A 12,276-nucleotide genomic window follows, 5' to 3' on the forward strand; every position below is an offset into this window, starting at 1 on the left:
ACTTGCGCGGGCGCGAGGCGTCCGTGAGAGGTGGCCCACTCATTCAGACGGTCGAAAAATTGTCATCCAACGGCATTATCAAGATTCGCGGCGCGCGCCAGCACAACCTGAAGAACGTCGATCTCGACGTGAAAACCGGCGAAATGACGGTTGTGACGGGCCCGTCGGGTTCCGGCAAGTCGAGCCTCGTGTTCGACACGCTTTACGCTGAAGGGCAGCGGCGCTACGTCGAAACGTTCAGCGCCTACGCGCGGCAGTTTCTCGACCGCATGGACCGGCCGCAGGTCGACCGGGTGGACGGCGTGCCGCCCGCCATCGCGATCGACCAGACCAACCCGGTGCGCAGTTCGCGCTCCACGGTCGGCACCATGACGGAGCTCAACGATCACCTGAAGCTCCTCTATGCGCGCGCGGCCGAGCTGTTCGACCGCAAGACGGCGCGCCAGGTGCGTCACGACACGCCGGAGACCATCTACGCGGAGCTGCTCGAGCGCACGGCCGGCAGCGACCCGCGGCTTGTGGTCACGTTTCCAGTCGAGTTGCCCGAGTCGGCTTCCGAGCAGGAGGTCGAGCAATGGCTCTCGGCAAGCGGCTATACGCGCGTCCAGGCACAGCGCGAGGTCGATTCGCCCACCGGTAAGCGCAAGCTGCTCGACGTGGTGGCCGACCGCTTTCGGGTGCGCCAGGCCGACAAGCAGCGGGTGATCGAGGCGGTGGAGGCATCGCTCAAGCGCGGTGGCGGGCGCGTCAATATCTACGTGCTGCCGGCGTCGGAGGCGCCGCTCGCGCCCGAGGCGCAACAGCCGGAGGCGGAAATCTGGCGCTTCTCAACGGGTCTGCACAGTCCGGAGAGCGATCTGCGCTATGCCGATCCGCAGCCCGCGCTGTTCTCGTTCAACTCGGCCTATGGCGCATGCGAAGTCTGCCGCGGCTTTGGCCGCGTGATCGGCGTCGACCTCGGCCTCGTCATCCCTGACGCGCGCAAGACCCTGCGCGACGGCGCGATCAAGCCGATGCAAACGCCCGCGTGGAAGGAGTGTCAGGACGATCTGATGCGCTACGCGGCCAAGGCCGACATCCGCCGTGGCACGCCGTGGGGCGAACTGACGGACGCCGAGCGCGACTGGGTCATCAACGGTTCGCCGGACTGGAACGGCAAGTGGCAAAGCCAGTGGTATGGCGTCAAACGCTTCTTCGAGTATCTCGAATCGAAAGCGTACAAGATGCATATTCGCGTGCTGCTATCCAAGTACCGCAGCTACACGCCTTGCGAAACCTGTGGCGGCGCGCGCCTGAAAACCGAATCGCTGTTGTGGCGTCTGGGCAGCAAGGCGAATGCGGATCAGGTCCTGCCGGCCGCGCAGCGCTTCATGCCGCGCGGCGTCGAATGGAACCGCGCGCAGCTCGAGGCGCTGCCGGGTCTGACCGTCCACGACCTGATGCTGATGCCGATCGAGCGCATTCGCCGCTTCTTCGACGAAATCAGCTTGCCGAGCGCCTTGCTCGACGACGCGCTCAAGCTATTGCTCGCTGAAGTGCGCACGCGCCTCAAGTATCTGTGCGACGTCGGGCTCGGTTATCTGACGCTCGACCGACAAAGCCGCACGCTGTCGGGCGGTGAAGTGCAGCGGATCAATCTGACCACCGCGCTCGGCACGTCGCTCACGAAAACGCTGTTTGTGCTGGACGAGCCCAGCATCGGGCTGCATCCGCGCGACCTGAACCGGATCGTGGAGGCGATGCACCGCCTGCGCGACGCGGGCAATACGCTGGTGGTGGTCGAGCACGACCCGTCCGTCATGCTGGCCGCGGATCGGTTGATCGACATGGGGCCGGGACCGGGCGAGCGCGGCGGCTCCATCATTTTCGACGGCGCGCCGGAGGCCATTCGCTCGTCGGGTACGCTGACGGGCGAATATCTCGGTGGGCGCCGCCATGTCGCGGACGCCGCGCACTGGTCGCGGCGCGCCGTAGATGCAGGTACGCCGCGCATCGTGCTGGAAGGCGCGAGCGAGCACAATCTGCGCGACGTCACGGTGGAGATTCCGCTGCAGCGGCTCGTCTGCGTGACCGGCGTATCGGGTTCGGGCAAGTCGACGCTGTTGCAGGACGTGCTGTATCCGGCCATGGCGCGGCACTTCGGTCTTGCGACGGAATCGCCGGGCGCGTTCCGCAATCTCACTGGCGCGGACCAGGTCACCGACGTGGTGTTCGTCGACCAGTCGCCGATCGGCAAGACCGCGCGCTCGAATCCTGCCAGCTACGTGGGCGCATTCGACGAAATCCGCAAGCTCTTCGCGAAGGCGCCGCTCGCGCAGCAACGCGGCTATGGCCCTGGCATGTTCAGCTTCAATTCGGGCGACGGGCGTTGTCCGACTTGCGGCGGATCTGGCTTCGAGCACATCGAAATGCAGTTTCTGAGCGACGTGTACCTGCGCTGCCCGGATTGCGACGGGCGCCGTTATCGCGCCGAACTGCTCGAGGTGAAAATCGAGCGCGGCGAGCAGACGCGTGCATTGAGCATTGCGGATGTGTTGGAGCTGACCGTCAGCGAGGCCGCTGCCTACTTCGCGAACGACGCGGAAGTCTTGCGGGTGCTGCAACCCATCGTCGATGTCGGTCTGGAATATGTGAAGCTCGGTCAGCCGGTGCCCACCTTGTCCGGCGGCGAAGCACAGCGGCTCAAGCTGGCGGGCTTTCTGGCCGAATCGGCGCAGGCGCGCAGCGCCCGCAACGTGAAGCAGGCGGTCGCCAGGCGGCTCTTCATGTTCGACGAGCCCACTACGGGTCTGCATTTCGACGACATCGCGAAGCTGATGCAGGCGTTCGGCAAGCTGCTCGCAAGCGGCCATTCGCTGATCGTGATCGAGCATAACCTCGACGTGATCCGCGCGGCTGACTGGATCATCGACCTCGGTCCCGAAGGCGGCGACGGCGGCGGCCGCCTGCTGTGCGCGGGCACACCCGAAGAGGTCAAGGCCTGTGCGGAATCGCATACCGGCGAGGCGCTGTTGCAGTACGACCTCGCCATGAGCGCGGCCACGCAAGCGGCAGATGCCGCGTCGCAAGGCATTCCATTACAGAAGGCGCTGAGCGCCGCACGTGCGCGCCGCGCGGTCGAAGGCGAGGACGTGGTCCGCATCGTCAATGCGCGCGAACACAACCTGAAGGCGCTGGACGTCGACATTCCGCACGGCAAGTTCAATGTGATCACAGGCGTGTCGGGTTCCGGCAAGTCGACGCTCGCTTTCGACATTCTTTTCCACGAAGGGCAGCGCCGTTATCTCGAATCTCTGAATGCGTACGCGCGCTCCATCGTGCAGCCTGCGGGGCGCCCTGAGGTCGACGCCGTGTACGGCATTCCGCCGACCGTCGCGATCGAGCAGCGTCTGTCGCGCGGCGGTCGCAAGAGTACGGTCGCAACCACCTCCGAGGTATGGCATTTCCTGCGTCTGCTGTATGTGAAGCTCGGTCTGCAGCATTGCATTCATGACGGCACGCCGGTCACGTCGCAGAGTGTCGAGTCGATCGCGGCGCAGCTGCTGCGCGATCACAAGGGGCAACACGTCGGCTTCCTCGCACCGCTCGTGGTGAACCGCAAGGGCGTCTACACCGATCTGGCGAAGTGGGCCAAAGCGCGCGGCAATACACATCTGCGCGTGGACGGCGAATTCTTGCCAGTGGACCCGTGGCCGAAGCTCGACCGCTTCCGCGAGCACACCATCGAATTGCCGGTGGCCGACCTGATCGTCTCGGCGGACAACGAATCGGAACTGCGTCAGGCGCTCGACCAGACGCTCGAAATCGGCAAGGGCGTGATGCATCTGCTTGCGCCGCTCGACGGCTTGCATGACGCTATGCACGGCGGGCTGCCCACCGCGAAGCTCGGCGCCGTGAAGGTGCTGTCCACGAAGCGTGCATGTCCGGTGTGCGGTACGAGCTATCCGGAACTCGATCCGCGCATGTTCTCGTATAACAGCAAGCACGGCTGGTGCACCACCTGTGTCGGCACGGGCCTCGCGCTCACGCGCGAGCAACGTGCCGCATACGACGACACGATTGTCGTCGACGACAATCGCGGTCGCGAACAGAGCTTGCCGTCGGAAGAGCAGGAACCCGAAGGCCTCGTCGACGAACCGTGTCCGGACTGCGCGGGCACGCGTCTGAATCCGACCGCGCGCGCTGTCACGTTCGACGCGCAGGCCATTACCGACGTCGCGCAATGGACCGTCTCGGACACGCGCGCGTGGATCGACAGTTTGCAGATGACAGGGCGTGACGCGGAAATCGCGCGAGACGTGGTCAGCGAAATCGGCAGCCGCCTGCAGTTCCTGGAGGAAGTCGGGCTCGGTTATCTGAGCCTCGATCGGGCGGCGCCCAGCCTGTCTGGCGGCGAGGCGCAGCGCATCCGGCTGGCCGCGCAGTTGGGCAGCAACCTGCAAGGCGTCTGTTATGTGCTGGACGAGCCGACCATCGGTCTGCATCCGCGCGACAACCAGATTCTTTTGAACGCGCTGCGCAAGCTCGGCGACAAGGGCAACACGCTCGTGGTCGTCGAGCATGACGAAGACACGATCCGGCGCGCCGATCACATCATCGACATTGGGCCGGGCGCCGGCAAGCGCGGCGGCACGCTGATCGCACAGGGGAGTGTGGCGGATCTCTCCGCGCAGCCCGAATCGCTCACTGGGCAGTTTCTTGCCGCGCCGATCGTGCATCCGCTGCAGCCGCGCCGCAAAGTCGTCCCGCCGGGCAAACGCGCGGCGGCGGTGCCCGAGAACTGGCTGACCGTGCACGGCGGCAAGCTGCACAATCTGCGCAACGTGACGGTGGGCATTCCGCTCTCGCGCCTCGTCGCGGTAACGGGCGTCAGCGGGTCGGGCAAGTCCACGCTCGCGCGCGACGTGCTGATGGCCAATCTGCTCGACGCGGTTGGCCGTTCAGTGTTGTCGTCGCCTGCCACGCGGCGCGCCCGCGCGGCCGCTCAGGAGCAGCCGGCCGCCAATCGTCGTTCGAGCGTGCTGGCGCGCAGTGCGCCGCGTGCGCCGCTGAACGTCACGCATGCGTGGCAGGGCTGCGATTCGATCACGGGCTGGGAAAGCATCGACCGGGTGCTGGAGGTCGATCAGACGCCCATCGGCAAAACGCCGCGCTCGTGTCCCGCAACCTATATCGGTGTGTGGGACGCGATTCGCAAGCTGTTCGCCGGCACGCTGGAGGCGCGGGCGCGCGGCTACACCGCGTCACGCTTTTCCTTCAATACGGGCGAGGGCCGTTGCCCCGCATGCGAAGGGCAGGGCGTGCGGACCATCGGCATGAGTTTTTTGCCGGACGTGAAAGTGCCATGCGACGTATGCCATGGTCAGCGCTTCAATCCGGAAACCCTGGCCGTGACCTGGCGCGGTAAGAATATCGGTGACGTGCTGACAATGGAAATCGACGAGGCTGTCGAGTTCTTTGCACCCATCTCCAACATCGCTCACCCGTTGCAGTTGATGAAAGACGTCGGGCTCGGTTACCTCACGCTCGGTCAGCCGTCGCCCACGTTATCGGGCGGCGAGGCGCAGCGCATCAAGCTCGTCACGGAATTGAGCAAGGTGCGCGACGACGTGACGCGGCGCGGTCAGAAGGCGCCGCATACGTTGTACGTCCTCGACGAGCCCACCGTCGGCCTGCATATGGCAGATGTCGCGAAGCTGATTCGTGTGCTGCATCGTTTGACGGACGGCGGGCATAGCGTCGTCGTGATCGAGCACGATCTCGACGTGATCGCCGAGGCCGACTGGATCATTGACCTCGGTCCGGAAGGCGGCGTGGGTGGAGGCACCATTGTCGCCGCGACGAATCCGGAGGGCATAGTCCAGGTTCGCGAAAGTCATACCGGTGCCGCGCTGAAGCCGGTGCTCGAACGCACCGCGAATGGCGGCGCGCCCGTCACACGCGAGGAAGCAGGCGAGGGCACGCACGGGTAGGAGAGGGTCATCAGGCTTAATGCAGTTCCGCATCCAGGCAAGGATGCGGAGCTGTTGCGCGCCTGCGGCGCACGCGAACCTTTTCCGATACCGTTAATCGTCTGCAATAAGCGCAAGCGAATTGAAGGGATTGTCCCAGACCTTAAATCCGACGAATTGCACTCCAACGTTTCATAACTGAAACATTTTCGGCGCTTCCGCGAGCTGCATATAAATCTCTAATTCCCCGTTTTGAATCGAACATCCCTAATTGCCAATGCAAAAGCGGCAGATTCAGGAGGGGCGAATAACAAATGCAATTAAAAGGGCCAATGTGGCGCATGCGGGTGTTCAGCTTTGAAACATTTTTTCGCGAGATAGAAATGCAGGCGCCGCAGTCGTCAATGCATATCACATCGTGAAGCGCCGAGCGGGCGCGGGCCGCAGACGCGCGCCCGCTGCCACTCTGCCAACGGATCATCTGCCGTGACGGTACCTTTTTCCGCCGGATATCAATGCGCTGCTATTTATTACTTGCACCAAATGAGAATATTTTTCGTCATACATTTATTGGGTGGCTATTTCCCTTCTTTTCAAATTTACTAACGCGATTCATTCGGCTAACATCGCTCATAATCCATCAAGCGGCGTTTGCCGATGTCGAATTGCGATTATCAATTCGCTGATATCGTCGGACTAACGCGCGTCCTCGTCCAACCAAGTAGACATTTTGAGGAAGACCATGTCCCACATCCACGTCGATTCCGCGAGGGTTACCTGGTTACATACGCCGACCGTCAACGTCCGTACTGCCGCGCGCCGAATTGGTGTGTTGCTGTTCGATGGTTTCTGGCTGCTGGGCCCCGGCACCGTCGTCGAAATGTTTCAGACCGCCAACGAACTGGCCGGCACGCGCCCCGGCGAAGAGCCGCCGTACGAGGTGCAGTTCCTGTCGCTTGACGGCGGCAGTGTGCCGAGTTCCTCCGCCGCGCGCATCTGGACTGACCGCATCGACACGCGCTATGGAACCGGCTTCGATGTTCTGTTCATTGCCGGTGGACACGGCGCGCACCAGGCGGCGCGCGACCAGCGGCTGCTCGGCTGGCTGCGCTCGGTACAGGCGCGCACTCGTGCTATCGAAACCATCGGCGAAGGACGGCTCGTGCTGGAAGCCGCCAATCCCGGCGAACCGGAGGCACTGCAGATTGGCCGCTATGGCCACGGCGCCGCAGATGCGATTCTCAGCGCGTCGAACGATCGCAACGACTGCGCCCGCAGCGCGCTCATGTTCATCAAACGCGATCTCGGCGCCGAACTTGCGCGCAGCGTCGCCGAGCGCGTGATGCCGGGCATGGCCGCGACATGGGTGCCGCTGCCGGCCGAGGGCGGAACGCTGAGCGTCGCCGAGAAGATCCGCGCGGCGGCGCGCTGGATGGAAGCGAACTGCGACCGTCCGGTGTCGGTTGCAGACGCGGCCCAGGTCGCCGCCATGAGCGAGCGCAATTTCCTGCGGCGCTTCAAGCACGAAATGCATGTCACACCGTCCGACTATCTCCTGCAGGTGCGTCTGCGGATTGCCTGCAACTTCCTGACCGAAACGGAATTACCCGTCGACAAGATCGCGCGCCGCAGCGGCACCGGCAACGGCGACCGTCTCGCGAAGATTTTCCGCAAGCGCATGGCATTGTCGCCAACCGAGTACCGCGCCCGCAGCCGACTCGCCTCGTCGGAGCTCTGACAGTCAGCAGCGCCTGAGAGGCAGGCGTGCAACGACCGCCGCGCGAGCGCGCGGCATCCGTTTTTGTCGAGCAGCTTCTAACGGGCACAGTGGCATGGGTAACCAGGTGTTGACAACGGCACTACCGGAAGTGAAACTTATCGAACCCGAGGTGTTTGGCGACGAATCCGGTTTCTGTTACGAGAGCTTCAGTGCCGACGAGTTCATGGGCGACGTCGCGCGCGGTTTCGACTTCGTGCAGGACCGTCACCTGCGCGCAGTGCACGGCGTGCTGCGCGGACTGCACTATCAGGTACAGCGTCCGCAAGGCCGGCTCATGCAGGTCGTGGTGGGCGAAATATTCGACGTTGCCGTGGACGTGCGGCTCAATTCGCCCAACTTCGGCAAATGGTGCGGCGCCTACCTGAGCGCGCAAAATCACCGGCAAGTGTGGGTGCCGCCGGGCTTCGCGCATGGCTTCGTGGTGCTGTCCGACGTCGCGGAATGTTTATGGAAGGCAACCGAATACTGGTTTCCCGAACTCGAGCGCTGCATCTTGTGGAGCGACCCGGATATCGGTATTGAATGGCCGGTTGACTTCGAGCCGATTGTCGGCGCGAAGGATGCCGCCGGGCGGCGTCTGTACGAAGCGGAGAACATGCCGTAACGGCGCGCGCGTTGGGAGCGTGCGCCCTTGCAGCGCCGTGTCACTTTGGGCCAATGCGTGGCTTGACGCGAGCCGACTCTCGCCCACCACTGTGCCGACACTCGCAGCTGAACTCGTGGCTGAACTCGTGACCGAACTCGTGGCCACCACCCGCGCCGACACTCGTGACCGAACTCGCTGCCGAACTCGCAGCCTAACGCGCAGCCACCACCGCACCGACACTCGCGGCCACCACCAGCAGCGTGCCCGCAATCTGCAGAACACCCATCGGCTGATGCAACACGATGAAGCCTGCTATCGCACCAATCGCAGGCTCGACGCTCATCAGGATGCCAAACGATCCCGCCGGCATATGACGCAAGGCCACCATTTCGAGCGCATACGGCAAGAGCGGAACGAGGATCGCGAGGCCTGCGGTTGCCACGAGCTGGCCGGCCGCGACATGCATGCCGCTTTCGGCAAGACCGAAGGGCGTTGCGACGAGCGCCGCCGCAATGAGCGAGACCGACAGGCCTTCGAGTCCGGCAAACAGCTTGCCGGTCTTCTTCATCAGCACGATGTAGCTGCCCCAGCCGCAGGCGGCCGCGCATGCGAGCAATACGCCAAGCGGCTCACCGATCCAGCCGGCGCGATCGCGCGAGAGCAGCACGACACCGGCGATGGCTAGCGCCGGCCATAGCAACGCACGCGCGCGGCGCACCGAGAGCGTCGCGACCGTGAGCGGGCCGAGAAAATCAATGGCCACCGCCAGTCCGAGCGGAATGCGCTGAAGCGCCGCGAAAAAGCACAACGTCATGCCCGCCATCGCGGCGCCGAGTGCGCCCGCGGCCAGCCAGTGCGTGCGCGAGTAGCTTGAAAAGCGTGGGCGCACCAGCACTGCGAGAACGAGTGCGGCCCAGCCCAAACGCAGCCACGTCGTGCTGAGCGAACCGTAGGCGGCCATAGTCGGTTCGGAAAGGGCGGCGCCGAATTGCACGCTCGACATGGACAGCACGCACAGCAAAGCGGCACCTGCCGCAGCGCTCACGGGCTTTGCGGCTTCGCGGGCCGGGTCGGCTGCGCACTTGATCGTCGTGTCCGGCATGGTGTGTTTGCATCGCTGTGAAAGGTCCACCTATCTTATCGGCTCCCACGCTACTAAGGTGGGGCATTGTCTGGCGGATCGTCTGCGCGAGCACGAGCACGAGCACGAGCACGAGCACGAGCACGAGCACGAGCACGAGCTTGCCGGCCGTGCAGTCGGCGGTCGAAGCGGGACTGGGTGTGTCCGTTTTGCTCTAAGGCAATATTCATTCGGAGTCCATGAAGATTCTCGGCCGCGCCGATGGATTGCCCGATGCGCCCGCTGCCGACTTCGGCCTCTTCATGCGCGAAGTAGCGGGCACATAGGCGGCGGCCGTGCAGACGTTTCAATGTTTTCCGTGCGAAGAATTGCATCTTGGCTTGCCCTCACGCACGCATGTGAGCGAGCCGCATGTGCCATCGGAGCAATGAAGGGAACAGGATAGTGAAGCTCGGAGAGTGCGGGGAGATGCTGAGGCCTTGCGTTTGAACAGCAGCGGCTCTTCTTTAGGCAAATGCGAGTACAACTGTGCGTGCTGCATTGCGGGAGGCCCCAGCGGGAGCGGCAACTATTGCAATACGCCGTGGCAGGTATTGCAACAGGTCGCTCGCACGCGCGCCGGGACCGGTATTCCTCCGCTTACACAGTGGATGCGGTGATCATCGCCGCATCACGCCCATCAGCAAGGTGACGAGGAAAATCACCACGAAGATGAAGAACAGCACCTTGGCGATCTCCGTCGCGCCCGCGGCAATGCCGCCAAAGCCGAATACTGCGGCGATGATTGCGATGACGAAGAAGATTGCAGCGTATCGAAGCATGAGGCCTCCCACCGATGAGTTGCTGGATTGACGTTAAACGGCGACTCGCGGGCGGCACAGCGTGCCTTGCGCAAGCGATCTGCCGGCGAGCGGAATCCAGCAATAGCTGTGCCCGTGCGTTTGCGCGCCCAGCCCGCGGCTCAGAGGAGTCGCCGCGAGCCATCTCGCCGAAACTGTCGCTTGTTTGCAACAACGGCGCCGTGGGGCTCCGCGCGCAGGCAAGCCGTTTACGGCGCGCGCAACCGCCCGCAACCGCGCGGGGCGCTTCACCGACTCGCAAAAACTGGATAAATGCTTTTGTATTCCCGCCAACGTTTGCGCGGTTTATTAACGGCTCTGATTAAACTATTTTGCTGTGCGCCGAATAAACACCGCGCACTGGACAAATCATCGCTCGCGTCCGAATCGTTAATTGGATTTTAACAAAGTTTGAACAAATTTAAAGCAATCCGCATTTTCCCGCGAGCCCGGTTTCCGGTGTGCGCCGGAAGCGTCGGCAAAAAATCCGCAAAGCCGCTTGCCAAGTGCTTGATAAGCAGGCCAGAATGCGTCGCTAGACGGATGCCTCCTGTTCCGCGCAACGCCAATTGAATCTGGGTGCGAATTGCAAAGCGCCACATTCACATTGAACGGTGTACCGACAAAAGAACTATTCGTTGAATGAGCAATAAATAGATTTTCGGGCTGAAGCGCATTGAAATTGTTGTCATGCCGCAGCCTGCGGGGCGTCAGGCATAAAATCAAATAGAGACCGGGGTGGTCATGTCAATAAAGGTTTTGTCGATTTTCGGCACGCGGCCGGAAGCCATCAAAATGGCGCCGCTCATCAAGCAGATGGAGGCCGATGCCGCAATCGACTCCATTGCGTGCGTCACGGGCCAGCACAAGCAGATGCTCGACCAGGTGCTCGAGCTCTTCGCCATCGAGCCGGACCACAATCTCGCGGTTATGTCGCCAAACCAGACGCTGAACGGGCTGGCGTCGCGTCTGATCGCCTCGCTTGACGGAGCGCTCGCGAGCGTGCAGCCCGATCGCGTGCTCGTCCACGGCGACACGACAACCGCCTCCGCGGCCGCGCTTGCCGCGTTTCACCGCGGCATTCCGATCGGCCATGTCGAAGCCGGGCTGCGCACGCGTGACCTCTCGCAGCCGTGGCCGGAAGAAATGAACCGCCGCATCGTCGACGTGATGAGCGATCTGATGTTCGCGCCCACCCCGAGCTCGAAGGAACGGCTTGCGGAGGAAACGCTGCAGGGGCGCGTCGTCGTCACCGGCAATACGGTGATCGACGCGTTGAATCTGACCGCGGCGCGTATCGACAATGACCCGGCCTTGCGCGCTTCGCTCGACGCGCGCCTGCCGTTCATCGACGACGCGCGGCCCATGCTGCTCGTCACGGGCCACCGGCGCGAGAGTTTCGGCACCGGCTTTGCCAACATCTGCGCGGCGCTCGGCGATCTGGCCGGGCGCGACACCGTGCAGATCGTCTATCCGGTTCACCTCAATCCCAACGTGCGCGGCCCCGTGCAGGAATCGCTCGGTGCCCGGCGCAACGTTCATCTGATCGATCCGCTCGACTACCTGGGCTTTGTACGGCTGATGCAGCGCGCGTCGCTGATTCTCACCGATTCGGGCGGCGTGCAGGAAGAAGCGCCCGCGCTCGGCAAGCCGGTGCTCGTAATGCGGGACGTGACCGAGCGTCCCGAAGCGGTCGCGGCCGGCACGGTGCGTCTTGTCGGCACGCAACCCGAGGCGATCGTGCGGGCGGTGAGCGCGCTCCTCGACGACGCGCGCGAGCGCGAACGTTTCGCACATCGTATGAATCCGTATGGCGACGGTCATGCGTCCCGGCGCATCGTGGCCGCGCTGACCGGGCGCCCTTTCGACGAGTTCGCGCCCGCGACGCCGGGCAGCTCGCCGGCGATCTCATTGGTCGATTCTCCAGCCATTGCCGCGATGCCGCGCGCCGTCGCGGCAGAGTTGGCGAAGTAAAACAGGAGCGAGCGCGGGCACGAGTCCGCGTTCGCGCGCGAGCAGGCAGGCGGTTTATCCCGAGG

The 12,276-nt window shown here is 63.6% G+C and carries 6 protein-coding genes and 1 pseudogene; 5 read left to right on the plus strand and 2 right to left on the minus strand.

The window, feature by feature from the left end:
• Positions 1-59 precede the first annotated feature (59 nt).
• From uvrA to rfbC, 3 genes are all read left to right on the plus strand, one after another.
• Positions 60-5,972, plus strand: a complete 5,913-nt coding sequence (gene uvrA / locus A3AC_RS0108565) for an excinuclease ABC subunit UvrA (RefSeq protein WP_025598365.1) — start codon at positions 60-62, stop codon at positions 5,970-5,972.
• Between the two features lie 721 nt (positions 5,973-6,693).
• A complete protein-coding gene (locus A3AC_RS0108575; RefSeq protein ID WP_025598366.1) occupies positions 6,694-7,689 on the plus strand; it encodes a GlxA family transcriptional regulator in 996 nt (331 codons plus the stop codon).
• Between the two features lie 94 nt (positions 7,690-7,783).
• Positions 7,784-8,335 (plus strand): dTDP-4-dehydrorhamnose 3,5-epimerase, encoded by a 552-nt coding sequence (gene rfbC / locus A3AC_RS0108580; RefSeq protein WP_025598367.1) that lies wholly within the window; start codon positions 7,784-7,786, stop codon positions 8,333-8,335.
• A 193-nt stretch (positions 8,336-8,528) separates the two neighbouring features.
• Here rfbC and A3AC_RS0108585 read toward each other — a convergent pair whose 3' ends face one another.
• A complete protein-coding gene (locus A3AC_RS0108585) occupies positions 8,529-9,419 on the minus strand; it encodes an EamA family transporter (protein ID WP_025598368.1) in 891 nt (296 codons plus the stop codon).
• Positions 9,420-9,469: 50 nt separating this feature from the next.
• Between A3AC_RS0108585 and A3AC_RS30950 the strand changes: the two are divergent.
• Positions 9,470-9,829, plus strand: a pseudogene (locus A3AC_RS30950) (hypothetical protein); the annotation flags it as partial.
• A 228-nt stretch (positions 9,830-10,057) separates the two neighbouring features.
• Here A3AC_RS30950 and A3AC_RS29870 read toward each other — a convergent pair.
• Entirely contained in the window at positions 10,058-10,219 is a 162-nt protein-coding gene (locus A3AC_RS29870; RefSeq protein ID WP_006051149.1) for a DUF1328 domain-containing protein, read from the minus strand.
• Between the two features lie 762 nt (positions 10,220-10,981).
• Here A3AC_RS29870 and wecB point away from each other — a divergent pair.
• Complete coding sequence (wecB, locus tag A3AC_RS0108600; protein WP_035474951.1) at positions 10,982-12,211, plus strand: non-hydrolyzing UDP-N-acetylglucosamine 2-epimerase; 1,230 nt, start codon at positions 10,982-10,984, stop codon at positions 12,209-12,211.
• The last annotated feature ends 65 nt before the right edge of the window (positions 12,212-12,276 follow it).

It is taken from the genome of Burkholderia sp. WSM2230, from assembly GCF_000472445.1.
GTDB lineage: Bacteria > Pseudomonadota > Gammaproteobacteria > Burkholderiales > Burkholderiaceae > Paraburkholderia.

Bases quoted from the DNA above. Each gene is read 5' to 3' on its own strand.
- A3AC_RS0108575 (WP_025598366.1), top strand. From the start codon at position 6,694: ATGTCCCACATCCACGTCGATTCCGCGAGGGTTACCTGGTTACATACG.
- rfbC (WP_025598367.1), top strand. From the start codon at position 7,784: ATGGGTAACCAGGTGTTGACAACGGCACTACCGGAAGTGAAACTTATC.
- A3AC_RS0108585 (WP_025598368.1), bottom strand. From the start codon at position 9,419: ATGCCGGACACGACGATCAAGTGCGCAGCCGACCCGGCCCGCGAAGCC.
- wecB (WP_035474951.1), top strand. From the start codon at position 10,982: ATGTCAATAAAGGTTTTGTCGATTTTCGGCACGCGGCCGGAAGCCATC.
- A3AC_RS29870 (WP_006051149.1), bottom strand. From the start codon at position 10,219: ATGCTTCGATACGCTGCAATCTTCTTCGTCATCGCAATCATCGCCGCA.